The 26,999-nt window shown below is 65.3% G+C and carries 24 protein-coding genes and 1 riboswitch; of the genes, 19 read left to right on the top strand and 5 right to left on the bottom strand.

All coding sequences use genetic code 11. The features are described 5' to 3' along the window. Nucleotides 1–6: 6 nt before the first annotated feature. Complete coding sequence (locus AC4BBN_RS04140) at nucleotides 7–777, bottom strand: transporter substrate-binding domain-containing protein (protein ID WP_490590683.1); 771 nt, start codon at nucleotides 775–777, stop codon at nucleotides 7–9. A 141-nt stretch (nucleotides 778–918) separates the two neighbouring features. On the opposite strand from AC4BBN_RS04140, the gene AC4BBN_RS04135 reads away from it, so the two are divergent. The 11 genes from AC4BBN_RS04135 (at nucleotide 919) to AC4BBN_RS04085 (ending at nucleotide 14,186) form a co-directional block, all read left to right on the top strand. Further along, nucleotides 919–1,851: a LysR family transcriptional regulator ArgP gene (locus AC4BBN_RS04135; protein ID WP_490590682.1), complete on the top strand. Its 933-nt coding sequence runs from the start codon at nucleotides 919–921 to the stop codon at nucleotides 1,849–1,851. After that, nucleotides 1,836–2,048, top strand: a riboswitch (cobalamin riboswitch). It overlaps the preceding gene by 16 nt. Nucleotides 2,049–2,242: 194 nt before the next feature. Next, the gene (locus tag AC4BBN_RS04130) at nucleotides 2,243–3,532 is read left to right on the top strand and encodes a cobyrinic acid a,c-diamide synthase CobB (protein WP_490590681.1); all 1,290 of its coding nucleotides are present in this window, start codon (nucleotides 2,243–2,245) and stop codon (nucleotides 3,530–3,532) included. A gap of 20 nt (nucleotides 3,533–3,552) precedes the next feature. Further along, nucleotides 3,553–4,122, top strand: coding sequence for a cob(I)yrinic acid a,c-diamide adenosyltransferase (gene cobO, locus AC4BBN_RS04125; protein ID WP_490590680.1), 570 nt, complete (start codon nucleotides 3,553–3,555; stop codon nucleotides 4,120–4,122). Nucleotides 4,123–4,137: 15 nt separating this feature from the next. Further along, complete coding sequence (locus tag AC4BBN_RS04120; RefSeq protein ID WP_490590679.1) at nucleotides 4,138–4,977, top strand: ABC transporter ATP-binding protein; 840 nt, start codon at nucleotides 4,138–4,140, stop codon at nucleotides 4,975–4,977. A gap of 30 nt (nucleotides 4,978–5,007) precedes the next feature. Continuing rightward, nucleotides 5,008–5,982 carry an ABC transporter substrate-binding protein gene (locus AC4BBN_RS04115; protein ID WP_490590678.1) on the top strand — a complete coding sequence of 325 codons (975 nt, stop codon included), beginning with the start codon at nucleotides 5,008–5,010 and terminating at the stop codon, nucleotides 5,980–5,982. Between the two features lie 14 nt (nucleotides 5,983–5,996). Then, nucleotides 5,997–7,037: a FecCD family ABC transporter permease gene (locus AC4BBN_RS04110; protein ID WP_490590677.1), complete on the top strand. Its 1,041-nt coding sequence runs from the start codon at nucleotides 5,997–5,999 to the stop codon at nucleotides 7,035–7,037. Nucleotides 7,038–7,080: 43 nt separating this feature from the next. Next, nucleotides 7,081–8,127: a cobalamin biosynthesis protein CobW gene (gene cobW, locus AC4BBN_RS04105; protein ID WP_490590676.1), complete on the top strand. Its 1,047-nt coding sequence runs from the start codon at nucleotides 7,081–7,083 to the stop codon at nucleotides 8,125–8,127. Nucleotides 8,128–8,137: 10 nt separating this feature from the next. After that, a complete protein-coding gene (cobN, locus tag AC4BBN_RS04100) occupies nucleotides 8,138–12,010 on the top strand; it encodes a cobaltochelatase subunit CobN (RefSeq protein WP_490590675.1) in 3,873 nt (1,290 codons plus the stop codon). Nucleotides 12,011–12,030: 20 nt separating this feature from the next. After that, on the top strand, nucleotides 12,031–13,071 hold the full coding sequence (locus AC4BBN_RS04095) for a magnesium chelatase ATPase subunit I (protein WP_490590674.1): 1,041 nt from the start codon (nucleotides 12,031–12,033) through the stop codon (nucleotides 13,069–13,071). Between the two features lie 17 nt (nucleotides 13,072–13,088). Beyond that, entirely contained in the window at nucleotides 13,089–13,760 is a 672-nt protein-coding gene (locus tag AC4BBN_RS04090; RefSeq protein WP_490590673.1) for a vWA domain-containing protein, read from the top strand. Between the two features lie 9 nt (nucleotides 13,761–13,769). After that, a complete protein-coding gene (locus tag AC4BBN_RS04085; protein ID WP_490590672.1) occupies nucleotides 13,770–14,186 on the top strand; it encodes a DUF1636 family protein in 417 nt (138 codons plus the stop codon). A gap of 14 nt (nucleotides 14,187–14,200) precedes the next feature. Here AC4BBN_RS04085 and AC4BBN_RS04080 read toward each other — a convergent pair whose 3' ends face one another. From AC4BBN_RS04080 to AC4BBN_RS04065, 4 genes are read right to left on the bottom strand one after another with little or no spacing between them, the layout of a single operon-like run. Continuing rightward, nucleotides 14,201–15,802 carry a rhodanese-related sulfurtransferase gene (locus tag AC4BBN_RS04080; RefSeq protein ID WP_490590671.1) on the bottom strand — a complete coding sequence of 534 codons (1,602 nt, stop codon included), beginning with the start codon at nucleotides 15,800–15,802 and terminating at the stop codon, nucleotides 14,201–14,203. Then, entirely contained in the window at nucleotides 15,799–16,404 is a 606-nt protein-coding gene (locus tag AC4BBN_RS04075; protein WP_490590670.1) for a cysteine dioxygenase family protein, read from the bottom strand. Before AC4BBN_RS04075 ends, AC4BBN_RS04080 begins: the two co-directional genes overlap by 4 nt. 22 nt (nucleotides 16,405–16,426) lie before the next feature. Further along, nucleotides 16,427–17,422 (bottom strand): ABC transporter substrate-binding protein, encoded by a 996-nt coding sequence (locus tag AC4BBN_RS04070; RefSeq protein WP_490590669.1) that lies wholly within the window; start codon nucleotides 17,420–17,422, stop codon nucleotides 16,427–16,429. 34 nt (nucleotides 17,423–17,456) lie between these two features. Beyond that, nucleotides 17,457–18,713: an acyl-CoA dehydrogenase family protein gene (locus tag AC4BBN_RS04065; RefSeq protein ID WP_490590668.1), complete on the bottom strand. Its 1,257-nt coding sequence runs from the start codon at nucleotides 18,711–18,713 to the stop codon at nucleotides 17,457–17,459. Nucleotides 18,714–18,852: 139 nt separating this feature from the next. On the opposite strand from AC4BBN_RS04065, the gene AC4BBN_RS04060 reads away from it, so the two are divergent. The 8 genes from AC4BBN_RS04060 (at nucleotide 18,853) to AC4BBN_RS04025 (ending at nucleotide 26,996) form a co-directional block, all read left to right on the top strand. After that, the gene (locus AC4BBN_RS04060; RefSeq protein ID WP_490590667.1) at nucleotides 18,853–19,884 is read left to right on the top strand and encodes an ABC transporter substrate-binding protein; all 1,032 of its coding nucleotides are present in this window, start codon (nucleotides 18,853–18,855) and stop codon (nucleotides 19,882–19,884) included. 56 nt (nucleotides 19,885–19,940) lie between these two features. Next, nucleotides 19,941–21,050, top strand: coding sequence for an LLM class flavin-dependent oxidoreductase (locus AC4BBN_RS04055; protein ID WP_490590666.1), 1,110 nt, complete (start codon nucleotides 19,941–19,943; stop codon nucleotides 21,048–21,050). Next, nucleotides 21,047–21,886 carry a class II aldolase/adducin family protein gene (locus AC4BBN_RS04050; RefSeq protein WP_490590665.1) on the top strand — a complete coding sequence of 280 codons (840 nt, stop codon included), beginning with the start codon at nucleotides 21,047–21,049 and terminating at the stop codon, nucleotides 21,884–21,886. The genes AC4BBN_RS04055 and AC4BBN_RS04050 overlap by 4 nt, the downstream gene beginning before the upstream one ends. 25 nt (nucleotides 21,887–21,911) lie before the next feature. Further along, entirely contained in the window at nucleotides 21,912–22,910 is a 999-nt protein-coding gene (locus tag AC4BBN_RS04045; protein ID WP_490590664.1) for an ABC transporter substrate-binding protein, read from the top strand. After that, nucleotides 22,907–23,977, top strand: a complete 1,071-nt coding sequence (locus tag AC4BBN_RS04040; protein ID WP_490590663.1) for an ABC transporter permease — start codon at nucleotides 22,907–22,909, stop codon at nucleotides 23,975–23,977. Before AC4BBN_RS04045 ends, AC4BBN_RS04040 begins: the two co-directional genes overlap by 4 nt. After that, nucleotides 23,971–24,777: an ABC transporter ATP-binding protein gene (locus AC4BBN_RS04035; protein ID WP_490590662.1), complete on the top strand. Its 807-nt coding sequence runs from the start codon at nucleotides 23,971–23,973 to the stop codon at nucleotides 24,775–24,777. The genes AC4BBN_RS04040 and AC4BBN_RS04035 overlap by 7 nt, the downstream gene beginning before the upstream one ends. Nucleotides 24,778–24,841: 64 nt before the next feature. Further along, a complete protein-coding gene (locus AC4BBN_RS04030) occupies nucleotides 24,842–26,014 on the top strand; it encodes a c-type cytochrome (RefSeq protein WP_490590661.1) in 1,173 nt (390 codons plus the stop codon). Nucleotides 26,015–26,042: 28 nt separating this feature from the next. Continuing rightward, nucleotides 26,043–26,996, top strand: coding sequence for an ABC transporter substrate-binding protein (locus AC4BBN_RS04025; RefSeq protein WP_490590660.1), 954 nt, complete (start codon nucleotides 26,043–26,045; stop codon nucleotides 26,994–26,996). The last annotated feature ends 3 nt before the right edge of the window (nucleotides 26,997–26,999 follow it).

Below are 26,999 nucleotides of genomic sequence, written 5' to 3'. Positions count from 1 at the left end.
AACGGCTTACAGCTTGCCGTAAACATCCATCTTGAAGTACTTGTCGTTCAAGGTCTTGTAGGTGCCGTCGGCGCGGATGGCCTTGATGGCCACGTTGAGCTCATCCTTCAAGGCCTTGTCACCCTTGCGGATGGCTACGCCCACGCCGGTGCCGAAGTATTTGGGGATGTACAGCTCTGGTCCCACGGTCTTGTAGTCCTTGCCTTCGGGTTTGCTCAGGAAGCCGCCGGTCACTTCGATGATGTCAGCTACGGTGCCGTCCAGGCGGCCGGCCTTGATGTCCAGATAAACCTGGTCTTGGGCTTCATAGGGGGTGATGATGGCGCCCACTTTTTTCAGTTCGCCGTTGGCGTATTTCTCTTGGGTGCTGCCCTTGAGCACGCCGAGTTTCTTGCCCTTGAGCGAGGCGTCGCCGGCATAGGCAATATTGCTTTTGATGACCACCGTGCTGGGTGTGAAGTAGTACTTGTCGCTGAAGTCCACCACGCGCAGGCGTTCTTCATTGATGGTCATGGAGCTGATGATGGCGTCGTATTTCTTGGCTTGCAGGCCGGGGATCATGCTGTCCCAGACCTGTTCGACGAACACGCATTTGCGTTTGATCTTCTCGCACAGGGCGCTGGCGATGTCCACATCGAAGCCGGTGGGCTTGCCGTCGGCAGTCTTGAAGGTGAAGGGCTCGTAGGTGGGGTCGATGGCGACTTTGAGGTCTTTACCCTGGGACAGGGCGCTCAGGCTGATGGCGCCCAGGGCAATCGAAAGCAGCAGTTTTTTCATCGTGGATCTCGGTAAGGATACGAATCTAGGGTCTTCCCGGCTCTGGAATAACACCCTGTGTTGTCAGGGAGCCGCAGGTTAGTGGGCTTTGAAAAAGAAATAAAACTAATTTTTTTAACGATGGTTTAGTATTTCTAAATTATGAAAATTGATAACGCGCATCTGGCGGCTTTTGCGATGGTGTTGCGCGAGGGCAGCTTTGAGGCGGCGGCCAAGCGCCTGCATGTCACGCCCTCGGCCATCAGCCAGCGCGTCAAGCTGCTGGAGGAACACCTGGGCCAGGTGCTGCTGCAGCGTTCCACGCCCACCCAGGCGACCAGCGCGGGCATGGTGCTGGCCCGGTTTGCCGAGCAGGTATCGATGCTGGAGGCCGAGATGCTCAGCGAGGTGGGCGCGCCCGAAATGCTGGGCGCAGCCATGCAGCGCGTACCCATCGCGGTGAACGTGGACTCTCTGGAGACCTGGTTTCTGTCGGTGTTCGACGTGCTGCCGCCGGGCGTGCAGATGTGCCTGGACATCCGTGCGGAGGACCAGGACCATTCAGCCGTGCTGCTGCGCGAGGGCACGGTGATGGGCGCGGTTAGCTCCAGCCCCGACCCGACCTACGGCTGCACCGCCGAGCACCTGGGGGTGATGCGCTACCTGGCCGTGGCATCGCCCGGGTTTGCGCAAAGCTATTTCGCCACCGCCGACCGCGAGGAGGCGCTGCACCACGCGCCCATGCTGGGCTTCAACCGCAAGGACAGGCTGCACGACCTGTTCATCGCCCAATTGGCGAATACCGCCCAGCTGTCGCCCACGCATTTCATTCCCTCGGTGCACGGATTTGTACATGCCGTGGCGCGCGGCCTGGGCTGGGGGCTGGCCCCCGAGGCCTTGGTTGCCGAGGGCATTGCGGAAGGCTCGCTGATTGACATACTGCCCGGACAGCACCTGGACGTGGCTCTGTACTGGCACCGCTGGCGCATGCGTTCGTCGTTCCTGGACGTGATCGGCGTGGCACTGAAGCAGGCGGTGCAGGCTGGACTGCGCGTCTCGCTCCTCAGGGGGGCTGGTACACTGGAAACACGTTAGCAGGTGTCTTTCAGCCCTCGGGCTCGGAGGATTAAACGGGAAGTCGGTGCGATGCCGATGCTGCCCCCGCAACGGTAAGCGAGCCAAAGCGCGGCCTCATCTGCCACTGTGCATCCAATGCATGGGAAGGTGGCCCCGCAGAAAAGTCCTTCTTTTCCCTCGTGAGCCCGGATACCGGCCTGTTAGCACAAGCGTGACCTTGCGGTGGGCGGGTGTCAGCGGGCTTCGTGGCGTGCCGGACATTGCTCCGTCTGCGTCTGCGCCCTCTGATCTCTTTGCCTCCGGGTCACACCGATCCATCTTGTCGCGCGGCGGGCGTGTGGGGCTGAATGATGTACTACCAAATTTATAGCTGCTCCCGCAGGCGGAATATGCGCTTGCGGGCTATTTGATGCCTAAGCTGTGTGATGCACTGCTGGTGTCGGCTCCGGCCTCCGGCCAGGGCAAGACCACCGTCACGGCTGCGCTGGCTGCATGGCACCGCAGCCAGGGCCGGCGCGTGCGCGTCTTCAAGACCGGCCCCGACTTTCTGGACCCCATGGTGCTGGAGCGCGCCAGCGGCCACCCGGTCTACCAGCTGGACCTGTGGATGTGTGGCGAGGCCCATTGCCGCGCGCTGCTGCATGCGGCAGCAGCCGAGGCCGACGTGATCCTGGTGGAAGGCGTGATGGGCCTGTTCGACGGCACGCCCAGCAGCGCCGACCTGGCCGAGCGCCTGGGTCTGCCCGTGCTGATGGTGATTGACGGCGCCTCCATGGCGGAGACCTTCGGCGCGGTGGCCCATGGTCTGCACAGTTACCGGCCCGGCCTGCAGTTTGCCGGCGTGCTGGCCAACCGTGTGGGCAGCGACAGCCACGCACAGATGCTGAAAAACAGCCTGCCCCCCGGCCTGCGCTGGTTTGGCGCCATGCCGCGTTCGGCCGATTACAGCCTGCCCGAGCGCCACTTGGGCCTGGTGCAGGCCTCTGAAGTGGAGCAATTGGATGCGCGCATCGCCAAAGCCGCGCAAGCCATTGGCCCCAGCGTGGAAGGCATGGCCAGCCCGGTGCGTTTCGAGCCGGTGGTAGCCGAACCCTTGCCGCAGCGGCTGGCCGGCGTGCGTATCGCCATCGCCCGTGATGCGGCTTTCTCATTCCTGTACGCCGCCAATCTGGACACGCTGCGTGCGCTGGGGGCCGAGCTGGTGTTCTTCTCGCCGCTGGCCGATGCAACCCTGCCCGATGCGCACAGTCTGTATCTGCCCGGTGGCTACCCCGAGCTGTATTTGCATAACTTGCAGTCCAACCAGGCCATGCGCGAGGCGGTGCATGCCCACCATGCGCAGGGCAAACCCATCGTCGCTGAATGCGGCGGCATGCTGGCGCTGCTGGACAGCCTGGCCGGCCACGATGGCATTGCCGTGCCTATGTGGGGACTGCTGCCTGGCACCGGCGCCTTGCAAAAGCGGTTCGTCAACTTGGGCATGCACGCGGTGCAATTGCCCGAAGGCCGGCTGCGCGGCCACAGCTTCCACCATGCGCGCATGGACAGCACGCTGCCCGCCGTGGCCTTCACGGCGCCGCAGCGCGAACGCAGCTATGCCGAACCGGTGTACCGCAGCCAGCGCTTGCACGCCTCCTTCATGCACATGTACTTTCCGTCCAACCCCGGCGCAGTGGCAACGCTGTTTGCGCCCGGCTGACCCTTCATTAGGACCTCCCCATGGAAATCGAATCCCCACCGCTGCTGCGCGACACCCCCAAGCCCCAGGGCGAGCGGCGCGGCCTGGTTATCGTGCACACCGGCACTGGCAAGGGCAAGAGCACGGCCGCTTTCGGCCTGGCGCTGCGCGCGCATGGCCGGGGCAAAGTGGTCAAGGTCTACCAGTTCATGAAGGTGCCAACCGCGCGCTTTGGCGAGCACCGCTTGTTTGAGCAACTGGGCATTCCCATCATCGGCCTGGGCGACGGCTTCAGCTGGAAGAGCCGCGACCTGGACCACTCTGCCGAGCTGGCCCAGTTTGGCTGGGCCCAGGCCGAGGCTACGGTGCGCGCTGGCGAACACTTCATGGTGGTGCTGGACGAAATCATGTACCCGCTGCGCTACGGCTGGATACCACTGGAGCCGGTGTTGGCCTGCCTGCGTGAGCGCCCGCCCCATGTGCATGTGGTGCTGACTGGCCGGGGCGCGCCTGCCGAGTTGGTCGAGCTGGCCGACACCGTGACGGAGATGACGCTGGTCAAGCACCATTTCAAGGCCGGCGTGCCCGCCCAGCGCGGCATTGAAGACTGAGCGTTTGCCAAAGCCATGAGCACCCCGAATCCCACCGCCCAACCCCTGCTGGAAGTGCAGGCCGTGTCCCTGCTGCGCCAGGACAAGGCGGTGCTGAGCCAGGTCTCGGTGTCCGTGCCGTTTGGCGCGCACATCGCGCTGGTAGGGCCGAATGGTTCGGGCAAGACCAGCCTGCTGCAGGTGATGGCGGGCCGCCTCAAGCCCACGCAAGGCCGGGTGCTGGTGGGCGGCCAAGATCTGGCGCAGATGCCCGGCATGCAGCGCGCGCGCCAGTTGGCGGTGGTGCACCAGCACGAGCAGGTGCACGGCCAGCTGCGGGTACGCGACTACGTGGCCCTGGGCCGTACGCCACACGTCGATGCCAGCCGGGATGAGAATGCTGAAGCGGTACAAAGCGCTTTGCAGCGCTGCCATCTGGAGCAACTGCAGGACCGCTTGATGCGCACCCTGTCTGGCGGCGAGCAGCAACGCGCCGCCATCGCCCGGGCCATTGCGCAGCAGCCGCGCATCCTGTTGCTGGACGAGCCCACCAACCACCTTGATCTGCGTACCCGCGCCGACATGCTGGACCTGTTGACAGGGCTGGGTGTGACCGTGGTCGCGGCCCTGCACGAGCTGAGCCTAGTGCAGCGCTTTGCCCACCGCGTGCTGCTGCTAGGCCAGGGCCAGGTGGTGGCCGAAGACCTGCCCGCCAAGGTGCTGACCAAGGAGCTGGTGCTGGGCAACTTCGGCATGGACGTGTTCTACCTGCCGCTGCCGCACCGCGAGCATGCGGTTGCAGTGTTCGAGTCGCCGCAAACCGCGCACAAGCCGCTGCATGCCACGCGGCCCCATGTCCGCCCGTTGGCACATTGATTTTTAACTGTTGAAGCAAAGAAAAGAACCATGGCATTTACCGTGCGTCGTTTGAAATTTTCCCCAGTTGGGTGCCTGCTGCTGGGCGCGCTATCGCTATATGCCGTCGGCGTGCAGGCCCAGACTTTCCCGGTGACGGTAGACAGCTGCGGTGAAAAAATCACTTTCGCCGCCCCGCCCAAGGCTGCCCTGATCCACGACATCAATATGACCGACATGGCCCTGTCGCTGGGTCTGCAAAAGAACATGGTGGGTGTCAGCGGCATCAGCGGCTGGTACAAGATGAGCCCCGAGTTCAAACAGGCGCTGGGCAACATCCGCGAGATCGCACCCAAACAGCCAACCCTGGAAAACATCCTGGCCGCCAACCCCGACTTCTTTTTTGCCGGCTGGAACTACGGCATGAAGGTGGGCGGCGACGTCACTCCGACCACGCTGCAGAAATACAAAATTCCGACATTGGTGTTGTCCGAGAGCTGCATCCATGTGGACAAGGCACGCCCGCGTGCATCCATGGACCTGCTGTACGGCGACTACCTCAAGCTGGGCACTATCTTCGGCAAAGAGGCCGAAGCCAAGGCCCAGACAGAGGGCTGGAAGCAGCGCCTGGCCCGCTTGCCCAAGGCTCCAAGCAAAGAACCTTTGCGCATGTTCTTGTTTGATTCTGGCGAAGACAAGCCCTTCACCGCCGGCAAGTACGCCATTCCCACCGCAATGATGGAAGCCGCCGGTGGCCGCAACATCATGGACGACGTGGAAACCAGCTGGGGTACGGTGTCGTGGGAGGCGGTGGCCGCGCGCAACCCCCAGTTCCTGGTGCTGCTGGACTACCAGAACGGTGGCGGCGCTGACAAGCTGCTGCAGTTCCTGCAACAGCATCCTCTGATGCAGCACACCGACGCGGTCAAGAACAAGCGCTTTGTGGCTCTGCGCTATGAAGAGCTGACGCCCGGCCCGGCGAATATCGGCGCCATTGAAAAAATAGCCAAGGCGGCCGCGCGTTGAGCACATTGACCACCATGCGATCGGCATCCCGCTGGGCGAATGGCGGGCCTGCGTTCGTGCGCGTGGCCTTGCTGTTGTTGGCCTTGGTGGGCGTCGGCATGGTGTCGGTAGTCTCTGGCTCGACCTCGGTGAGTCTGTCCCAGGTGGGACATGGCCTGGGCTTGTTGCTCAGCGGTGCAGACGATGCGCGCTACAGCATGGTGGACCGCATCGTGGTCGATCTGCGCCTGCCGCGCATGCTACTGGCGATTCTGGTTGGCGGCGGCCTGGCTCTGGTCGGCGCCTTGCTGCAGACGGCCACGCGCAATGACCTGTCCGACCCGTATCTGTTTGGGCTGTCCTCCGGTTCGGCAGCGGGTGCGGTGGCGGTCATTACCCTGACGGGCGAGGTGCTGGGTATCTGGACGCTGCCGTTGGCGGCGTTTGTCGGTGGTATGGCCTCGGTGGCCGTCGTCTTGTTGCTGCTGCGCCGCTACCGCAGCCACACGCCGGAGCGGATGATTCTGGCCGGTCTGTCGGTGTCGTTCCTGTTCACCGCGCTGACCTATTACTTCACCTTTCTGGGCGACCAGCGGGCCGCCCAGTCGGTGCTGTTCTGGACCATGGGGGGGCTGGGCTCGGCGCGCTGGGACAATCTTTTTGTGCCTTTGACCGGCCTGCTGGTGCTGGTAGCTTTTTGCTGGCGCAAGCTGGGCGCGCTGGATGCCATGCTGGCCGGTGAGAACACCGCCCACAGCCTGGGCATCGACCCGCAGCGCCTGCGCATCCAGGTGTTTGTGGTCTGCGCGTTTGCCACCGCCTGCTTTGTGGCAGTGTCGGGCGTGATCGGTTTCGTAGGGCTGATGGTGCCGCACTTGGCGCGCGCGCTGGCTGGCGCCTTGCACCGGGGCATGCTGGGCCTGGCCGTGCTCATGGGTGCTCTGCTGCTGTTGCTCAGCGACGTGGTTTGCCGCACCGTGCTTGCGCCACAGGAGCTGCCAGTGGGCATCATCACCGCCAGCCTGGGCGCGCTGTTTGTGATGTACACCTTGCTGCACCAGCCCGACGTGGCCTGACCGCACTTCTTATTGTTTGAATTCTTTTTTGAAAGACTGCACCATGCAAACCCGCAAAATCCCCGCCACCATCGTCACCGGCTTTCTTGGTAGCGGCAAGACCACGTTGCTGCGCAACCTGCTGACCAACGCGCAGGGCCGCCGCATTGCGGTCATCGTCAACGAGTTTGGCGAACTGGGCATTGACGGCGAGCTGCTGCGCGGCTGTGGCATCGGCTGCGATGAGAACGGTGAAGAAAACGGCCAGCTGTTCGAACTGGCCAACGGCTGCCTGTGCTGCACCGTGCAAGAAGAATTTGCTCCGGTGATGGAGCAGCTCGCCGCTCGCCGCGACCAGATTGATTACCTCGTCATTGAGACCTCCGGCCTGGCGCTGCCCAAACCCTTGGTGCAGGCCTTCCAGTGGCCCGCGCTGCGCAACGCCTTCACCGTGGACTCGGTGATTACGGTGGTGGACGCGCCAGCGGTCGCCGCAGGCACCTTCGCCGAAGACCCGGTGGCCGTAGACGCCTTGCGCCGCGCTGACGACAACCTCGACCACGAATCCCCGCTGGCCGAGCTGTTTGAAGACCAACTGGCCACGGCCGACCTGGTGATCGTGCATAAGGTGGACGGCATGGATGCGGCTGCGCTCGAAGCAGTGGAAGCCACCATCCGCGCCGAAGCGCCAGCGGGCGTAAAGCTGGTGCGTGCCTCGCACGGCAACGTGCCTATGGACGTGCTGCTGGGCCTGGAGCGCGCGGTGGAAGACGTGATCGATTCCCGCAAAACCCACCACGACGAGGAAGAAGACCACGACCACGATGCCTTCGATTCGGTCTCCCTCACCCTGCAGGTGACCGACCGCGCCAAGCTGCTGAAGGAGTTGACCGCCCTAGTGCAGCGCCACGAAATCTACCGCGTCAAAGGCTTTGTGTCCTTGCCGGGTGCGGCCATGCGCTTGGTGGTGCAGGGCGTGGGTCAGCGCTTTGACAGCTACTTTGACCGCGCCTGGCGCGCGGACGAGCCCCGGGCCACCCGCTTGGTGTTCATTGGCGACCACCTTGAGGCTGCCGTCCTGCAAGCCGAATTGCAAGCCGCACTGGCGTAAGGAATCTCCTATGCATTTGCTTTCCACCCGCCCCGGCGGCCATGTCGAAGACGATGGCAACGGCATCGTGCGCGTGGAGCAAACGCCGGGCGACATCGTGGTGCTCACCGTTGCAGACACCACCTTGTCGCTGCTGGCCGAGGTGGCCAGCAACTTGCCGGCTGATTACCCGAGCGTGCGCCTGGCCAACCTGATGTGGCTGCGCCAGCCTGCGTCCACCGACTTATACATGGACGATGTGCTGCGCCACGCCAAGGCCATCGTCATGGAGCACCTGGGCAGCCCCAGCGACTGGGCCTACATCGTGGACCAGGTGTGCGAGTCGGCGGCCGCGCGCGGCCAGTGGCTGGTGATGGTGTCGGGCGAGTGTGTGGAAGACGCGCAACTCTTGCTGCGCAGCACCGCCGCGAAGGAAGACTGCACCCACCTCTGGCGCTGCCTGCGCGAGGGCGGGCGCGACAACGCGAACAATTTTTACCAGCTCATCCAGCATGCCGCCTTTGGCCGGGGTGAGCGGCCTGCACCGGCCCAGGTGCTGCCCGCCGCTGTGCGCTACGCGCCCGTCACGCAGGTGGCCCCTTGGTGCGACGGCGCACCTGTAGCCCTGCTGGTGTTTTACAAAGCCCATTTGCAAGCCGGCAATACCGCCGCGTTTGACGCCATGCTGGCAGCCCTGGCGGAGCAGGGCCTCAACACCCTGGCGCTGGCGCTGGATTCGTTGAAAAACCCCGGCAGCATGGCGCTGCTGCGGTCCATGGCTGCGGAGCACAAGGTCGATGTGGTGCTCAACGCCACCAGTTTCGCCGTGGGCTCGATTGACGGCAACGACAGTGGCGCCGAAGTGCAGCCCGTGCTGCTGGCGGGCGACGCGCCGGTGCTGCAGCTCATCACCGCCGGTTGTTCGCAAGAGCAGTGGCAAGACGACCCGCACGGCCTCACCCCGCGCGACCTGGCCATGCAAATCGTGCTGCCCGAGGTGGATGGCCGCATCGGCACCCGGCCCATCAGCTTCAAGGGCCTGGCCTGGCGCTGCGAGCGCGCAGAGATTGATGTGGTGCGTTACCAGCCTGAGCCTGAGCGCATGGCCTATGTGGCCTCTCTCGCACGTCGATGGTGCACATTGCGCTATAAAAAAAGTAGCGATAAGCGCGTGGCCCTGGTGCTGGCCAATTACCCGAATGACGACTCCCGCCTGGCCAATGGTGTGGGGTTGGATACGCCAGCCTCCACCGTGGTCATCCTGCAAGCCCTGCAAGCCGTAGGCTATGCCACCGGCGAAGTGCCGGCTGACAGCGACGCCCTGATGGCAGACCTGACGCGTGGTGTCACCAACAACCTCGACGCCAACGACGCGCGCCCCGTGGGTCAGAGTCTGGCCATGGCCGACTACCTGCAAGACTTCTGTGCGCTTCCTGCCGATAGCCAGGCCGCCATCAACGCGCTGTGGGGCCTGCCTGAGCAGGACCCGCTGGTGCGCCATGGCCGCTTCATGGTGTCTGGCCAGCGCTATGGCAATGTGTTTGTGGGTAACCAGCCCGCACGGGGGCGCGACCTGGACTTGGTCGCCACCTACCATGACGCCGACCTGGTGCCCACGCACAACTACCTGGCCTTTTACTTCTGGCTGCGCCGCGCCTACGCGGTGGACGCGGTGGTGCACGTTGGCAAGCACGGCAACCTAGAGTGGCTGCCCGGCAAAAGCGTGGCGCTGGGCGCGGCCTGCTGGCCCGACGCCATTCTGGGCCCGTTGCCGCACCTGTACCCCTTCATCGTCAATGACCCCGGCGAGGGCGCTCAGGCCAAGCGCCGCACGCAGGCCGTCATCATCGACCACCTGATGCCCGCCATGACCCGGGCCGAAACCTATGGGCCCCTGCAGCAGCTCGAAGGCCGCATGGACGAGTATTACGAAGCCCTGTCGCTCGACCCGCGCCGCGCCAAGCTGCTGCGCGCTGGCATTCTGGAGCAGGTACTGGCCGATGGTTTGCACATTGAATTGGGCTTTACGAAGCCTGCGGACGACGCTGAGCGCGAAGCGCTGCTGCGCCGCCTGGACGCCTACCTGTGCGAAATCAAAGAATCGCAAATCCGCGATGGCCTGCACACCTTCGGCCAGTCGCCCACCGGCCGCCAGCGGGTGGATACGCTGGTGGCACTGGCCCGCTACCCCGGTGGAGCAGGTGCCGCGCAAGGCAGCCTGACGGTCGCCTTGGCGCAAGACCTGGGCCTGCAAGATTTCGATGCCCTCAGCCCCGACTGGGCTACGCCTTGGACCGGCGAGCGCCCGCAGGCCTTGCAAGCCCTGAGCACCGACCCCTGGCGCCATGCGGGCCACACCCGCGAGCGGCTGGAGCTGCTGGCGGCGCAACTGGTGCAAGACGCAACTTCCGGCCCCCACCCCAACCCTCCCCCGGCGGGGGAGGGAGAGGACCCCGCATTACCCCCTCCCCCCACGGGGGAGGGCTGGGGTGGGGGCGGGCAGCCATTAGCGACGGTTAACTGGCCCCACACCACCCAGGTGTTGCAGCGCCTGCAATCCGTGCTGGCCCCGCGCCTCGATGCCTGTGGCCCTAATGAGATCACCCAGCTGCTGCGCGGCCTGGATGGCCGCTTCATCCCGCCCGGCCCCAGTGGCGCGCCCTCGCGCGGCCGGCCCGATGTGCTGCCCACCGGGCGCAACTTTTACTCGTTGGACACTCGCGCCATCCCCACCCAAACCGCTTACGCCATGGGCGCCAAGGGAGCAGACCGCGTGGTCGAGCGCCACCTGCAAGACCACGGGTCGTATCCCACGGCTATGGGCTTGTCGGTGTGGGGCACCAGCACCATGCGCACCGGCGGGGAAGACGTGGCCCAGGCCTTCTCGCTCTTGGGTGTGCGGCCCAAGTGGGCGGCGGGCAGCAACCGGGTGGTGGACATCGAAGTCATGCCTATGACCGTGCTGGGCCGCCCGCGCGTGGACGTGACGCTGCGTGTCTCCGGCTTCTTCCGCGATGCCTTCCCCAATGTGATTGACCTGTTTGACACCGCCGTGCGCGCCGTGGCCGCCATCCCGCCCGAGGACGAGGCAGACGACGTCAACCCCATCCGTGTGCGGGTGCAGGCCGAGGCGGCCCAAGCCCAGGCCGCCGGCCACAGCGATGCGGACGCCGAGCGCGCCGCTACCTGGCGCGTCTTCGGCCCCCGGCCCGGCGGCTACGGTGCAGGCTTGCAGGCGTCCATTGCCAGCGGCAACTGGACGGAGCGCTCCGAGCTGGCGGAGGCTTATTTGCGTGCCGGTGCCTTTGCCTACGGCCAGGACAGCGATGGCGCTGCCGCTTCTGATGCCTTTGCCCAGCGCATGGCCGGCCTGGACGCCGTGCTGCACAACCAGGACAACCGCGAGCACGACATCCTCGACTCCGGCGACTACTACCAGTTCATGGGCGGCATGGCCGCGGCGGTAGAGCACCTGAGCGGCAAGACAGCTGCCCTGTACCACGGCGACTTCAGCGTGCCCGGTGCCCCGCAGATTCGGGCTCTCAGCGAAGAGGTTGCCCGCGTGGTGCGCTCCCGCGCCGTCAACCCTAAGTGGATAGGCGGCATCAAGCGCCACGGCTACAAGGGCGCGTTTGAGATGGCTGCCACGGTGGACTTTTTGTTTGCGTTTGACGCCACCACCGGCGTGGTGGCCGACCACCAGTACGCGCTGGTGGCCGATGCCTATGTGCATGACGATGACACCCGCGCCTTCCTGCAACAGCACAACCCAGGGGCTCTGCGCAGCATTGGCGAGCGCCTGCTGGAAGCCATGCAGCGCGGGATGTGGGCCGAGCCCGGCGACCAGCGCGAACGTATTGAAGAGCACCTGCTTGCGCTGGAAAACCAATTAGAGGCATCTTGACCGTAGCTATGAATTCCAACATGACCACCCCACTTGAGCCGGTGCCTTTCCCGTTCACCGCATTGGTTGGCCAGCAGGCCTTGCAACGCGCCTTGCTGCTGGTGGCGATAGACCCAGGCATCGGCGGTGTGCTGATTGGCGGGCCGCGCGGCACTGCCAAGTCCACCGCCGCACGGGCGTTGGCCGCCTTGCTGCCGCAGGCCCCGTTTGTGACCCTGCCTCTGGCGGCCAGCCTGGAGCAACTGGTGGGCACGCTCAGCATTGAAGACGCCTTGCAAAGCGGCTCCGTGCGCCTCTCGCCCGGCCTGGTGGCGCGTGCGCACCAGGGCGTGCTGTATGTGGACGAAGTTAACCTGCTGCCCGACGCGCTGGTCGATGCCTTGCTGGACGTAGCTGCCAGTGGCGTCAACACCGTGGAGCGCGACGGCATCTCGCAGCGCCACGCCGCCCGCTTTGTGCTGGTGGGCACCATGAACCCGGAAGAGGGCGAATTGCGCCCTCAGTTGCTGGACCGTTTTGGCCTCTCGGTGTGGCTGCACAACCCGCTGGACGCGGCCCAGCGCCAGCAGATCGTGCGCAGCCGCTTGATGTTTGACGCTGCCCCGGACGCAGTGGCAGCAAACCATGCCGACGCTTTGCAAAACCTGGCCGCCAGTGTGCTGGATGCACAGGTTTTGTTGCCCCGCGTGGCCTGGCCGGACGCGGTGCTGGCCCATGCCGGTGCGTTGGCACTGGCGGCCGGGGTAGATGGCGTGCGGGCTGACTTGGTCATGCTGCGCGCCGCCCGCGCCTCAGCCGCGCTGGATGGGCGTGATGTGGTTACCGTGGCCGATGTGGACGCCATAGCGGAGCTGGCTTTGCACCACCGACGCAATGCCTCTGCCGCTTCAGGCGGGCAAGCGCCTCAAGCACCCACACCCACACCCGCGCCGCAAACGCCAGGCCAGAGCCCTGCTCCGGCGGCGCAGGGTGGCGATGGTGACTGGGGTGCCATGCCACCCGTGCCGGTGGGCACTGTGCGGCCAGCGGCTGCAGGAGTGCTGCCGCCAAAAAAAGCCTGAGCCACCCCGGCCCTGCGTTGCACAGTGCGGCGCGCGGCGGGCGGTGGCGCACAGCAGTTCAGCCAGCCGGTGCACGCGTACTGCGGGTGGTGGCTGCGCGCGCGCCATCCGCCTCCATTGCCTGGCTGCCCACCCTGTATGCGAAAGGCCGTGAGGCACTGGCCGCCCAGCATCTGCGCTGGCGCGAGCCCCAGGCCAAGATGTCCACGTTGCATCTCTTGTTGCTGGATACCTCTGGCTCCATGCGCCAAGGCGGCCGCCTGGCGCTCGCCAAAGGCTACGCCGCCCAGGTGCTGGAGCAGGCCGCCCGCGCGGGCGAGCATGTGGCCTTGCTCTGCTTTGGCGGGCAAGGTGTTGAAGTGCTGGTAGCGCCTGGTCCGGCGCGCCGTGCCGCTGCTGTGCGCGTGCAGCAGCGCGGTGGCGGTGGTGGTACGCCGCTGGCGCAAGCCTTGGCTGCCGCAGAAAAAATGATTGCCCAGCACTGCCGTGTGCGCGGCAACCAGGGCATTGCCAACACCGTGCTATGGCTGCTGACCGATGGCCGTACCCAGGATCGCCCAGCAGCACCACATGGTGCAGCGCACACGGTGGTGGTGGATTTTGAAGACCCCCGCCGCGCACTAGGCCGCTGCGCGGCCTGGGCCGCACGCTGGGGTGCCGAGCACCGCATGGCCCCCGCGCCAAGATGAAATTTTTATATGACTGAACCGAGCCTGAACACCTTGCAATCCCCCATCACCGAAGTCATCGTCTGCACCACCTGCCGGCCGGCCGATGTGCCACGCGACCAGCCCGCACCAGGCGCGGCGCTGTTTGAAGCTGTGCAGATCGCCGCGTGGGACCTGGCCCCCGCGCAGCTGGCCCAGGTGCGTATACGCAGCGTGGAGTGCATGACGGGCTGCAACCGTGCCTGTACCGTAACGTTCCAGGCTGCGGGCAAGTACCTGTACTACTTTGGCGACTTGTCGGCAGACACTGAAACCGCTGAACACATCCTCGCCTGTGCGCAGCTGCATGCCCAAGCAGCGGACGGTACGCTCTTACGCAACGACCGCCCAGCACGGCTGCGCAACGGCATCTTGGCGCGCATACCGCCGCTGGCCATCCCTGGCTAGGGTCAGGCCCTGGCCTAAATCACCTTGAAATGGTGCGTGCCGTCCCGGCCCAGTTGCGCCACCAGGCCAAACTCCCAGTCCAGGTAGGCTTGCATGGCCTCGGCGGGGGCATCCGTACCTTCGTAAGGGCGGCGGTAGCGGTCTGTGCGTGGCACGGCCAGGCGCTCGTCCCCGGTTGACGTGGGCAGGCCTGCGGCAAACCAGGCGGCATTGCCACCTGCCAGCACATGTATTTCGGCGTCGCTGCCACGCGCTTGAAGCAGCGCGCGCAGGTCTTGCTCGGCAAAACGGGCCAGCAAACTGCTGCCGCAGGTCAGCACATAGCGCGGCGCCGCAGGTATGCGGTCCAGCGCCTGCGCCAGCTGTGCACGGATGACAAACCAGGCGCCCGGAATATGGTTTTTAACGTGGTTGACGCTGGTGGTCACATTGAGCAGGGCGACTGAGGCGGGGTTTTCATCCAGCCACTGCGCCAGCACGGCCGGCGTGATGTCTGGAGTGTTCGGTGCCGGTGCGTGTGCAGCGGCTTCAGCACCCGGTTCGCTGAATAACGCGCTTGCCGGTGTTTCCAGTACATAGACCTCCCAGCCCATCTGGGCCAGCCAGGACGCGCTCATGGGAGCGCGTACGCCATCCTGGTCGGCAAGAACAATGCGGGCGCCGCGCACCGGCACGTGGTGGTCGGTCTCCTGCACCAGCTGCCCGCCAGGGGCGCTGCCGAAGCCGGGGATGTGGCCGGCTGCATATTCCTCCGGTGTACGCACGTCAAAGCGGTAGACGGTGCGCCCCGGCGCTTCCAGCGAAGCCAGGGCGTCGTAGGCAATCCAGTTCACACCGGCTTTCTCGGCCACGCTGCGCGCTTGGACCTGGGCTGTAGCTACGTGTTCAGCGTCGGGCGCGGGGGCCTGGCGTCGCGCGCCATGGTCCAGTTGCTGGCCGGCGAGCTTCCAGCCGATGGTGCCGTTGCGCAGGGCTGCGATGGGGTTGGGCAGGCCGGCGTTGACAAGGGATTGGGTGCCAATGATGCTGCGGGTGCGGCCTGCGCAGTTGACGATGATCTGTGTCTTGGGGTCGGGGGCCAGCTCCCGCGCGCGCAGCACCAGCTCGGCCCCTGGGACGCTGGTGGCGGTGGGGATGCTCATGGTTTGGTATTCGTCGAAGCGGCGTGCATCCAGCACCACCACGTCGGCTTTCGCGTCGATAAGCGCCTTCACCTCTTGGGCCGATAGCGAAGGCGTGTGGCGCTCGTGCTCCACCAGTTCACCAAAGGATTTGCTGGGCACGTTGACGTCGCGGAACAGCTCGCCACCGGCGGCGCGCCAGCCCTCCAGTCCACCCTCCAATAGATGCACCTGGGTATAGCCCAGGCTCTGCAGGCGCTGTGCGGCCAGGGGGCCAAGGTCCACTCCGTCATGGCTGCCATAGAGCACGATCAGCGTGTCGCGGCGTGGAATGCGGCGCCAGGCCTCCAGTTCTATGCGGGACAAGGGCAGGTTGGCGGCCCACAGTGGGTGTTCTTGCGCAAATGGGTCTTCCTCGCGCACATCGAGCAGGGCGATTTCATGGCGGGCGAGCAGGTGCGCGCGCACGTTGGTAAAAGAAAGAGTGGCGGTCATGCGTGTCGAAGTTCCAAGGATCGGTCCCAGAGATTGGGTAGGGTGGTATTGCTGTAGCCAGACACAAAGGCCTTGCGTCCGCCTTCCGCAGGGTAGGTATGGCGTTGCACGGCGCCGATGTTGGCACCATAAACATGGATGCTGATCGACACCCGGTCGTCGTACGCATTGTGGACACGGTGGATGTCGCCTATGCGGGGCGATACGGCTTCTACCTGGCCTGGGTCCAGCCGGACGCCGGCACCGTCTGGCACGCTGCGGCCATCGGCCTGCAGGCGCCAGGGTTGGCTGTACTCAGCCCCGCGCAGCATGCCGATCAGGCCCCACACGGTGTGGTCATGCACCGGAGTGGCCTGGCCTGGCCCCCACACAAAGCTCACCACCGAGAAGCGCTCGGTGGAGTCCGCATGCAGCAGGTACTGCCGGTAGTGCCTGGGGTGCGGTTCTGCGTAGGCTGCGGGCAGCCAGCTGTCTTGCGCCACCAGCGTGCGCAGCAGGGCGCTGCCTTGTTCCAGAACGCGTGGCTCGTCGGCTTCGCGCTCCAGCAAGCGCCCGAAGGCGATCACAAAGTCGCGCAGCGGTGCGATGGGGTTGGTGCTCATGGGGGGTGTAGGGCAGGGTCGTTCAGCGTGTCCACACCTGGGCATCGGTGATGGCGCGGACGTCAACGCGTGTGGGCAGAATGCCGTCGCGGGCCGAGCGGTCTGCCACTTTTTGCAAGGCGGCCACGTCGGCTTCGCTGACCGGCCGGCTGCTGACCGCCGCGCGCGCTGTAATCGTACGCGCATTGTCCAGCGGCAAGCGCGTCAACTGGCTGTAGACCTGGGCAAAGGCTTCGGCATTGGCTTGGGCCCATTCGCCCGCACGGCCTAGCCGGGCAAGAAAGTCGGCAATGGCGGCGCGCTTGTTGGCATCGGCTAGCGCTGGCTCGCTGGCGGTGATGAAGGCCAGCGCAGAGTTGATGCCGCGTCCATCGCGCAAGATGCGTCCGCCTTGCTGTGTGGCGACTGCGTAATAGGGGTCAAAAATCGCCCACGCATCTATCTGGCGGGATGCAAAGGCCATGGCGGCGTCGGTCGGCAACACAAAACGCACATTGACCTCTTCACGGGCGACTCCGGCTTCCTCCAGCGCACCATACAGCTGGTATTGCGAAATGCTGCCGCGCGCCGACGAGACCACCACGCTGCGCCCGCGCAGATCGCGCACGCTGCGGATGGGCGAGTCGGCCTGTACCACGATGCCCAGCGATTCAGGCAGGCCGACACGGGTGGCGACTATCTTCAGCGGCGTGCGGCCCACGGCAGCGGCTAGCACTGGCAAGTCACCAGCAATGGCAGTATCCACCGCCGCACTGCGCTGTGCCTCGAACAGCGGTGCCGCCCCCTGGAAGTTGGCCCAGCGGTAGCCATAGGGTGCGCCCTCCAGTGCTTTTGATGCGTCGAACAGGGCCCGCAGACCGCCGGCCTGGTCGCCCAGAACCAGCGTGGTGCCGGGTGCAATGGTGTTGGCTGCCTGCGCGGGCAAAGCGCTTGCGCCCAGGCCCAGCAGGCCGGCCATGGACAGGCCTTGTTGCAGCAGGTGCCGGCGTGTGGGGAGGTGAGATTTTTTGGAGGTCATGGATGCCTTCGGTGGACTGGATGTTGAATACGTTCTAAGAATTTGCAGCCTGCAAGGCGGATTTGCCGGCGGCCACCAGCGCGGAGTCGTTTTGCGGCGTGTGCACGCGACCGCACAGCACGTCGCGGTAGTGGCGCTCCAGCGGGTTGTGCCGTGTGAGCCCGTGGTTGCCACTGAGCTGCAGGGCAATTTCCACGGCGCGGATGGCGTTGTTGGTGGTGGTGTACTTCAGCAGACCGCTGTCGCTAGGCGAGGGTGTGCGTCCAGCGTCCACCTCGCTACCCGCATGCGCCAGCAGCACGCGGTTGCTGTGCAACAGCGCGGCGATTTCGCCCACATGCTCCTGCACACGCGGCAGGCTGGCCAGTGGTGCCCCCAGGTTGGCGGGGCTGCGGGTCCGCAGAAAATCGCACAGCCAGTCGTATGCAGCCCGGGCTACCGCGTCGTAGATGCTGCCTAGCAGCACGCCCATCCAGGCCTGCTGGGTGGCATAGTGCTTGGCTAGATCCGTGCTTTCAGACCAGCCGTCCGGCGGCCGCAGATCGACGGCAAATTCAGCGGCGATGTGCACGTCTTCAAAGACTACCTCGTGGCTGCCCGAGGCGCGCAGGCCCAGGTGGTCCCAGCTTTGCACCACGCGCACGCCGGGCGCATCGCGTGGCACCAGAAAGTTGCCCACGCGTGGCGTGGCTTCGTCGGTGCGGCCCCATACGGACAGCCAGCGCAGCCCGGCAATGCCGGTGGTGTAGAGCTTGTGCCCATTGAGCGTCCAGCCCGTTGCGGTGGCTGTCCCTACGGTGTTGGGCAGGCCGCCGCGCGCCGGTGAACCCAGGGCGGGTTCCACGCGCAGGGCGTTGATCAAGGCGCCGTGTTGCACGCCGTCGCGCAGCACCTGCTCGCGCACTGCCACCGGCCAGCGGCAGTCCTTGCTGCGCAGCGCCAGGTGCTGCAGATAGGTCATGGTCAGTACCAGGGCCGTGGCCGGCTCGCCCTTGGCCACCGCTGCGATTACCCGCCGTGCGGTGGTCAGTGTGGCGGCACTTCCGCCCAAGGCAGTGGGTGCCAGCAAGCCCACCAGGCCATGCTGCTGCAGCGTGACGAAGTTGCTGTGCGGAAACTCGGCACTCGCATCCAGGCCTGCGGCACCGGCTGCAAGCTGGGCTGAGAGCTGCGCGAGCAGGGCAGGTGTATGGGCTATATGGGCCGATGTGTACGGTGCCAACGTTGGGTGCGCATTGGCTTCCAACGGTGTGGGCACTGCAGCGAGGCGATGCAAGGTAGTGGAAGACATGGTGCCGAAGTTAAGCGCTGCGCCTAGTCAGTACAACAAAGTTTCTTGCATATCGATGTGCGACTTTCTACGTTGGCACATCGGCATCTGCGACTTACGCTGCAGGCTTCTTTGTTCTTGCAGTAAAGCCGTAACCACCATGCAATCTTCCCGCTTTCCGTCTACGGTGCCGCTGACTCCGCTATGGTCGCGACGCCAGTGGTTGCAGACTGCTGCAGCGGGTGCAATGGTTTCCGTGGGCGTGAGCTCGCATGCTGCCAACGCCACATCGGACCTGTCCGGTGTGTCCCTACGCATTGGGACTTACAAAGGCCTGTGGCGCCCCTTGCTGCAAGCTGCCGGGCTGGTTGATACGCCTTACCGTATCGACTGGCGTGAGCTCAACAACGGCGTGCTGCACATCGAGGCGATCAATGGCGACGCGCTCGACGTGGGCTCGGGTAGCGAAATTCCGGCAGTCTTCGCGGCGCGCCAAAAGGCCAATGTGCGCTTCATCGCCGCCACCCGCGAGGACCTGAATAACCAGGTCACTCTGGCACGCAAGGATGCGCCCATCCAGCGCATTGCCGACCTCAAGGGCAAGCGCGTGGGCTATGTGCGTGCCACCACGGCCCACTATTTCTTGAGCAAGCAATTGGCCGAGGCGGGCCTGGGGTTCAACGACATCCAGGCCGTCAGCCTCACACCGGCTGATGGGCTTTCAGCCTTCGCGCGCGGCGATCTGGATGCCTGGGCCATCTATGGCTACAACGGGCAGATTGCGCGTACGCAGTACGGTGCGCGCCCTATCAAGACTGGTGTGGGCTATCTGTCGGGCAACTTCCCCATCTATGCGAACCCGCGCGCCGTGGACGACCCGCGCCGCCACGCGGCTATCACGGATTTTTTGCTACGTCTGCAGCGCTCCTACGTTTGGGCCAACGCCAACTATTTGTCGTATGCCCGTGCCCAAGCGGCCGAAACCCGGGTGCCGGTGGGTGACCTGGTGGAGCTGTTCAACGGCCGCAGCACCGACTACAGCCTGGGGCCCGTCAACGACACCATTGTGCAAAGCCACCAGGATGTGGCCGACACCTTCCAGCGCCTGGGCGTGCTGGACGGGCCCGCCCTAGTAGCGCCGCTCTGGGAGCGCAGCTTTGGCAAAGCCTTGACGGCACGCGCTGCTACTTGAGCCCATCAACTTTCTTCACACACATTTCTTACTGATTACTTCAAGGAGCACTTTTCATGAGCTACGGTCCTATTGAATTCATTGGCATGATCCAGAGCCAGAAGGTCTCGGAGATCCACGCGGCGCGTGGTCCTTCCATCGACCGCGACTACGTGCGCGCCTTTGCCCAGGCGCATGAAGCAGCGGGCTTTGACCGTATCCTGGTACCCCACCATTCCACCAGCCCGGACGCCACCTTGACCGTTGCCTACGCAGCCGCGGTCACCGAGCGCATCCACTTCATGCTGGCACACCGCCCTGGCTTTGTGGCCCCCACGCTGGCAGCCCGCCAGTTTGCTTCGCTGGACCAGTTTAGCGGCGGCCGTCTGGCGGTGCACTACATCTCAGGTGGCTCTGATGAAGAGCAGCAGCGCGATGGTGACTGGCTGGACCACGACCAGCGCTACGCGCGTACCGACGAATACCTGGATGTGCTGCGCAAGGTCTGGACGGCCGACAAACCCTTTGACCACCAGGGTGCGCACTACCACGCCAAGAACGCGTATTCCGAGGTGAAGCCGGTGCAATCGCACAACGGCAAGCCGCATGTGCCGGTGTACTTTGGCGGCGCGTCGGAGGCCGCTATTCCGGTGGCGGGCAAACATGCGGACGTATATGCCCTGTGGGGCGAATCGTTGGACCAGGTGCGCGAACTCACCACCCGCGTGCGTGCCGAGGCCGCCAAGCATGGCCGCACGGTACGTTTCTCGGTCTCGTTCCGCCCCATCCTGGCCGATTCTGAGGAGAAAGCCTGGGCGCGTGCCGACGCCATCCTGGCCGAGACCAAGCGTCTGCGTGTGGTGCAGGGCTTTGGCCGGGGTGGCCCGCAGCAGAGTGAAGGCGCCAAGCGCCTGCTGGCTGCGGCCGACAAGGGCACGCGGCTGGACAAACGGCTGTGGACCGCAGTTGCGCAGGAGATCGGTGGCCGCTCCAACAGCACGGCGCTGGTCGGCACGCCCGAGCAGGTGGCCGATGCGCTGCTGGACTACTACGACCTGGGCGTCACCACCTTCCTGATACGCGGCTTCGACCCGCTGGAGGACGCGATTGACTATGGCCGAGAGCTGATTCCGCGCACCCGCGCCCTGGTAGCACAGCGCATTGCCGCGCAAAGGAAAGCAGCATGAGCGCCGTGCTGTCCATAGACCGCACTGCGGCACCTGCAGCGGCATTTACGCAACTGCGCTTCAACCCCCGCCCGCAGCAGAAGTTCTGGTTTGACCCACCCGCACCGCGCACCAGCGTGGAGGCCGAGCGCCGCCACCGCCAGGAGCGCCTGGCCGGTGCCTTCCGCCTGTTCGCCCGCTTCGGTTTTGCGCAGGGGCTGGCCGGCCACATCACCGCCCGCGACCCCGAGCTGACAGACCACTTCTGGGTCAACCCGCTGGGCCTGCATTTCTCGCGCATCAAGGTGTCGGACCTGCTGCTGGTCAACGCCAAGGGCGAGACGGTGATTGGCGACCGGCCGCTGAACAAGGCCGCGTTTGCCATTCACGCCGCCATCCATGAATACAACCCCAAGATCATCGCCGCAGCCCACACACACTCGATCTATGGCAAGGCCTGGGCCACCCTGGGCCGCAAGCTGGACACTCTGACGCAAGACAGCTGCGCCTTCCACGGCGACGTGGCTTTGTTCGACGACTTCACCGGCATGGTGGTGGACGACAGCGAAGGCCTGCGCATTGCCAAGGCCGTGGGCGATGGCAAGGGCGCCATCCTGCAGAACCACGGCATCCTGACTGCAGGCCCCAGCGTGGAAGCCGCCGCCTGGTGGTACATCGCGCTGGAGAACGCCTGCCACACCCAGCTGCTGGCCGAAGCCGCCGGCACGCCCAAACCGATTGACGAAGCAGTGGCACAGCACACGCACAGCCAGATCGGCGGCCCCGAAGGCGCGCTGCATGCCTTCGAGAGCCTGTACGAGGGGCTGGTGGAAGCCGAGCCTGAATTGCTGGACTGAACATACCAACGACAGGGAGTGGCCAATGACTACATCTTTATCGCGCCGCAGTGTTTTGCGCGCCGGCGGCGGTGCCGCCGTGATCGCATCCAGCGGTCTGCTGGCCTCGCGTGCCTTCTCGCAGCCGCGCAAACTAACCTTCGCCTGGAATGCGTCGGCGTTCTGTTTGTCGCCGGTGGTGGTGGCGCAGGAGCGGGGTTTTTTTGAGAAGAATGGCCTGCAGGTGGATCTGATCAACTACACCGGCTCTACCGACCAGTTGCTGGAGTCGTTGGCCACCGCCAAGGCCGATGCTGCCGTGGGCATGATCCACCGCTGGCTCAAACCTCTGGAGGCGGGCTTTGACGTGAAGATTGTCGGCAGCTCGCACGGCGGCTGCGTGCGGATGGTGGGTGTGAAAGAGGCAGGCGTTACCAGCCTGCAAAAGCTCAAAGGTGCGACCATCGGCGTGTCGGACATAGCGAGCCCCGGCAAGAACTTCTTTTCCATTCTGCTGAAGAAAAATGGCATCGATGCCGACAAGGATGTGACCTGGCGCCAGTACCCAGCCGATCTGCTGGACATCGCGGTGAACAAGGGCGAAATCCAGGCAATCGCCGATGGCGACCCTACGCTGTACCTGATCGAAAAGCGCAACAAGGGCCGCTACGTCGAGCTGGCCTCCAATCTGTCGGGTGAATACAAGGACAAGGTGTGCTGCATCGTCGGCGCACGCGGCGAGTTGGTGCGCAATGACAAGCCCACAGTGGCGGCGCTGGTGCGCTCCATCGTGCAGGCCTCTGACTTTGTAGCCGAGAACCCCAACGAGTCTGCCAAGCTGTTCTCCAAATATTCGCCCAAGGTGCCGGTGGAAGACCTGCAAGCGCTGCTGGGCACCCTCACGCACGCCCACCACCCGGTTGGTAGAAGCTTGCGCGACGAGGTGGAGTTCTACGCCCGCGACTTCCGGTCGGTGGGGGTGCTGAAGTCCTCTACAGATCCCGCGCGCTTGGCCAACCATGTCGCTGTGGACGTGCTTGCATGACCACCGCAGACCAGGTACTTGGCGGGCGTGTGGAGCCCGCTGCGCGAGCGCCAGCAAACACGGGTGTGGCACGCAGTGCGCTGCCTGCTGCGCTGCAGCCTGCGCCGTTGCGCGGAATATGGCGGACCGGCGCCGTGGCTGCACTGGCGTGGGCGGGCTTGGGCCTGCTGACCTTGGGCTGGCCCAACAAGGAGGTTGGTTTTAGCGACTGGAATTTCACGACCGAACTCGGCGTGGTGGCGCTGGTCGTGGCACTTTTGCTAGCGGCCGTCGCGCTGCTGGGTGCGCGTGCCGGGTCTGTGGGGCGCTACCTGCGCCCGGCGGGACAGTGGTTGATCGCGGGCCCTTTGTTGCTGGCACTGTGGGAGGTGCTGACCGCCAAGCTGGGCCTGCTGCCGCCGCCATTTTTTGCCCCGCCGCAAAGCCTGATTGATGTGGCATATGAAGACTGGGCGCGCTTGGGCTTGTCCACCGTGCATTCGCTGCGCTTGCTGGCGCATGGCTTCGTCCTGGGGGCCTTGGTGGGCTTTGGTACCGGCGTATGGATTGGCTGGTCGCGCGTGGCAGGTTACTGGGTGCACCCGGTGCTGCGCTTCTTGGGGCCAGTGCCCGCGTCTGCGCTGCTGCCCTTGGCCTTTTTCTTTGCGCCCTCTAGTTATGCTGCGGCGGTGTTTTTGGTGGGGCTTGCGACCTTCTTCCCGGTGGCGGTGCTCACCTGGTCGGGCGTCGCCTCGGTGAACAAAAGCTATTACGACGTAGCACGCACTTTGGGCGCTTCGGAATGGTTCTTGGTACTGCGCGTGGCCGTGCCCGCGGCGCTACCCCAGGTGTTTGTGGGCTTGTTCATGGGCTTGGGCGCTTCATTTTCGGTGCTGGTTACGGCCGAGATGATGGGCGTCAAAGCCGGGTTGGGTTGGTACCTGCAATGGGCGCAGGGCTGGGCCGCCTATGCCAATATGTACGCCGCGCTGCTGGTCATGGCGGTGCTGTGCTCGGGGCTGATTACCCTGCTGTTTACGGTGCGCGACCGTGCACTGTCGTGGCAGAAGGGGACTGTCAAATGGTAAGCACTACCGTCGCCACGCCGGAGGCCGTAGCGGCCCTGGCACCCACGGGCGCCCATATCGATATCAGCGGCGTGAGCCACTGGTTTCAACAGCAGCAGGGTGTGCTGCAGGTGCTGGATGGCATTGACCTGCAGGTGCAGCCAGGCGAGTTTGTGGCCCTGCTGGGGCCCAGTGGCTGCGGCAAGTCCACGCTGCTGCGCCTGGTGGCGGGCCTGGAGCCCGCGACCACGGGCCGAATCACCCAGGACGGCACGGCCATTACCCGCCCAGATCCTTCGCGTATCGTTGTTTTCCAGGACCCCACGCTGTACCCCTGGCGCAGCGTGTGGGACAACGTGGCACTGGGCCTGCAGGCACGCGGATTGTTGAAGACCCAGCGCTCTCGTGTGGACGATGCGCTGGCCCTGGTGGGCCTCAGCGATTTCGCCAAGAGCTTTCCGCACCAGCTGTCGGGCGGCATGGCCCAGCGCGTGGCATTGGCGCGTGCGCTGGTCAACGACCCGCAGCTGCTGGTGCTGGACGAACCCTTGGGCAAGCTGGATTCGCTGACGCGGATTGCCATGCAGAGCGAACTGGTCAAGCTGTGGCAGCGTGCCGGGTTTTCGGCCTTGCTGGTCACGCACGATGTGGAAGAGGCGCTGTTCCTGGCCAACCGTGTGGTCGTTCTGAGCGACCGGCCGGCCCGCATCGTGGCCGAACTGGTGGTGGATTTGCCCTATCCCCGGCACCGTGGCCATCCACGCTTGGCCGAGCTGCGCCACACGGCTTTGCGGCACCTGGGTTTGGACGCAACTTGGTGATCTGGGTGCTTATGCGGCTGTCGCGCCTGGTGCGGGCGGCTGCCTCTGCAGGCCGGGTGGGGCCGTGAGCGCGCTATGGAATGACGGCTGGCTGAATGCGCTGATTGGGCTGTTGCAGACGGCCCAACTGACCCTATTGCAACTGCTAGCCTGGCTGGGTGTGGCCGAGCTGCAAAACGGGCAACCTGCCTGGCCCTGGGCAATGCGCCTGTCCGGCGAAAACCTGCTCATCGACCTGGGGCAGGCGCGGCGCTTTGCCGGCAGCTTGGCTGTGGTGGTGCTGGTGTTGGCGTTGTGGCTGCTGGCCGGGCTGTGGAAGCGCGGGCGGCTCGGGCTGCTCTTGGTGGGGGCTCTGTTGTTGCTGATGGCCCCCTGGCCCGATAAGCGGGTGCTGGCGGTGCCGGCCACGCCCGCCAGCTTCCACCGTGCGCCCATCGGCTCCAGCGTGGAATCCATCGCGCGCGGCCAACAGCTGTATGCGCAGCATTGCGTGGCCTGCCATGGTGCCGATGGGCGTGGCCGAGGCCCGCTGGCTGCTGCACAGGCCGTGTGGCCCCCCAATTTGGCGGGGCCCTTGCTCTGGCGGCGCGCGGATGGTGATCTGCTATGGCATGTGCTGCACGGCATGCAGGGCGCCAGTGGCGCCACCACCATGCCCGCATTTGCCGGCACGCTGGGCGATGCGGATGCCTGGGCCCTGATCGACTTTATGAAAGCACTGGCTGCGGGGGAGGGCCTGCGCACCACCGGCACATGGGCCCTCCCTGTGCGTCTGCCGGATGCGCAGGTACGCTGTGCCGGTGCTCCACCGCGCCATTTGGCGGCGTGGCGTGGCCAGCGCCTGCGCATCGTGGTGGATGCAGGCCCGCAGTCCACACCCCCGTTGGAAGACCCTAGGCTGGTCACCGTGCTATTGCGTTTACCCGGTGCAGCCCAGCCAGACGCGGGATGCACGGTAGATGATTCGGACGCACCCGCTGCCTGGGCCGCCGTGGCATTGCTGACCGGCACTCCGTCGGCGGCCGGTACCACCTTGATCGTCGACCGTGACGGTTGGCTGCGCGCCCGCAGTGCGCCCGGCCAGGCTGGCTGGTCCGATGCCGATCTGTTGTGCCGCACCGATGTACGGCCGCAACCCGGCGCCGTTGCCGTGGCCAGCGCGGATGGCCTGGGCGCACTCATAAGCCGCATGGATGCCGAGCCGGTGCGCTTTGTCAAAGGCGGCTTTGTCCACTGATTTGCTTTCCAACCTCAAGGAGATTTTTATGGTTCCACAACACAAGCCACGCCGCCAGTTTCTGGCCCAGGCCGCAGGTGCAGCGTCTGCGCTGGTCTTGCCTGCATTTGCACAGACGCGTCCCGTGCTCAAGGCCGGCGACCAGAAGGGCGGCTTGCGTGCGCTGCTAGAGGCTGCGGGCGCCCTGGACGGCATTGCCTATGACATCCAGTGGTCCGAGTTCCCGGCCGCCGCGCCGCTGGCCGAGGCGCTGAACGCTGGTGCGGTGGACTCTGGCCCCATCGGCGATGCCCCGCTGATCTTCGCCCTGGCCGCAGGCGCACGGGTGAAGGCCATCGGTGCGAACCGATCCGACTCGTACGGCACGGCGGTCCTGGTGCGGCCCGATTCGCCGCTGAAGGGCGCGGCCGACCTGAAGGGCCGCAGCGTGGCGACCAACCGGGGCTCCATCGGCCACTACATCACGCTCAAGGCGATTACCCAGGCCGGGCTGGCGCCCGAGGACGTGAACTTCCGCTTTCTGGCACCGGCAGACGCCAAGCTGGCGCTGACCCAGGGCTCGGTCGATGCCTGGGCCACCTGGGAGCCGTACACCGCCCTGGCCGAAACCAGTCGCCATGCGCGCGTGCTGGTCAGCGGGCGCGGCCTGCTGCCCGGCCTGAGCTACCTGGCCGCCACCGACACGGCCATCTCCAGCAAGCGTGCCGTGCTGCAGGACTTCTTGCAGCGCGTGGTGCGCGCCCAGCAATGGTCGTACAAGCATGTGGACGCCTATTCGGCCGCATTGGCGCGCATCATCGGCATCCCGCCCGAGGCCGCCAAGCTGCAGTTCGAACGCCGCCAGCAGCAGTGGGTGCCCATCAACGCCCAGGTCATCGCCGACCAGCAGGGCACGGCAGACTTCTACCAGCAGGTGGGCCTGATCAAGCAGGCGCTGGACGTGAAGGGCACGTTTGATACCGGCTTTGGTCTGGCTGCTTAAAAT

It is taken from the genome of Rhodoferax sp. SPJ21 (assembly GCF_058216335.1).
This window is presented reverse-complemented; position numbering and strand designations above follow the sequence as displayed.

What these genes read in the sequence shown, in the direction of transcription:
- AC4BBN_RS04075 (WP_490590670.1), bottom strand. Translation starts at nt 16,404, where the DNA reads ATGAGCACCAACCCCATCGCACCGCTGCGCGACTTTGTGATCGCCTTC.
- AC4BBN_RS04070 (WP_490590669.1), bottom strand. Translation starts at nt 17,422, where the DNA reads ATGACCTCCAAAAAATCTCACCTCCCCACACGCCGGCACCTGCTGCAA.
- AC4BBN_RS04025 (WP_490590660.1), top strand. Translation starts at nt 26,043, where the DNA reads ATGGTTCCACAACACAAGCCACGCCGCCAGTTTCTGGCCCAGGCCGCA.
- cobO (WP_490590680.1), top strand. Translation starts at nt 3,553, where the DNA reads ATGGAAATCGAATCCCCACCGCTGCTGCGCGACACCCCCAAGCCCCAG.
- AC4BBN_RS04035 (WP_490590662.1), top strand. Translation starts at nt 23,971, where the DNA reads ATGGTAAGCACTACCGTCGCCACGCCGGAGGCCGTAGCGGCCCTGGCA.
- cobW (WP_490590676.1), top strand. Translation starts at nt 7,081, where the DNA reads ATGCAAACCCGCAAAATCCCCGCCACCATCGTCACCGGCTTTCTTGGT.
- AC4BBN_RS04055 (WP_490590666.1), top strand. Translation starts at nt 19,941, where the DNA reads ATGAGCTACGGTCCTATTGAATTCATTGGCATGATCCAGAGCCAGAAG.
- AC4BBN_RS04050 (WP_490590665.1), top strand. Translation starts at nt 21,047, where the DNA reads ATGAGCGCCGTGCTGTCCATAGACCGCACTGCGGCACCTGCAGCGGCA.
- AC4BBN_RS04135 (WP_490590682.1), top strand. Translation starts at nt 919, where the DNA reads ATGAAAATTGATAACGCGCATCTGGCGGCTTTTGCGATGGTGTTGCGC.
- AC4BBN_RS04120 (WP_490590679.1), top strand. Translation starts at nt 4,138, where the DNA reads ATGAGCACCCCGAATCCCACCGCCCAACCCCTGCTGGAAGTGCAGGCC.
- AC4BBN_RS04085 (WP_490590672.1), top strand. Translation starts at nt 13,770, where the DNA reads ATGACTGAACCGAGCCTGAACACCTTGCAATCCCCCATCACCGAAGTC.
- AC4BBN_RS04065 (WP_490590668.1), bottom strand. Translation starts at nt 18,713, where the DNA reads ATGTCTTCCACTACCTTGCATCGCCTCGCTGCAGTGCCCACACCGTTG.
- cobN (WP_490590675.1), top strand. Translation starts at nt 8,138, where the DNA reads ATGCATTTGCTTTCCACCCGCCCCGGCGGCCATGTCGAAGACGATGGC.
- AC4BBN_RS04140 (WP_490590683.1), bottom strand. Translation starts at nt 777, where the DNA reads ATGAAAAAACTGCTGCTTTCGATTGCCCTGGGCGCCATCAGCCTGAGC.
- AC4BBN_RS04110 (WP_490590677.1), top strand. Translation starts at nt 5,997, where the DNA reads ATGCGATCGGCATCCCGCTGGGCGAATGGCGGGCCTGCGTTCGTGCGC.
- AC4BBN_RS04115 (WP_490590678.1), top strand. Translation starts at nt 5,008, where the DNA reads ATGGCATTTACCGTGCGTCGTTTGAAATTTTCCCCAGTTGGGTGCCTG.
- AC4BBN_RS04095 (WP_490590674.1), top strand. Translation starts at nt 12,031, where the DNA reads ATGACCACCCCACTTGAGCCGGTGCCTTTCCCGTTCACCGCATTGGTT.
- AC4BBN_RS04045 (WP_490590664.1), top strand. Translation starts at nt 21,912, where the DNA reads ATGACTACATCTTTATCGCGCCGCAGTGTTTTGCGCGCCGGCGGCGGT.
- AC4BBN_RS04040 (WP_490590663.1), top strand. Translation starts at nt 22,907, where the DNA reads ATGACCACCGCAGACCAGGTACTTGGCGGGCGTGTGGAGCCCGCTGCG.
- AC4BBN_RS04060 (WP_490590667.1), top strand. Translation starts at nt 18,853, where the DNA reads ATGCAATCTTCCCGCTTTCCGTCTACGGTGCCGCTGACTCCGCTATGG.
- AC4BBN_RS04130 (WP_490590681.1), top strand. Translation starts at nt 2,243, where the DNA reads ATGCCTAAGCTGTGTGATGCACTGCTGGTGTCGGCTCCGGCCTCCGGC.
- AC4BBN_RS04080 (WP_490590671.1), bottom strand. Translation starts at nt 15,802, where the DNA reads ATGACCGCCACTCTTTCTTTTACCAACGTGCGCGCGCACCTGCTCGCC.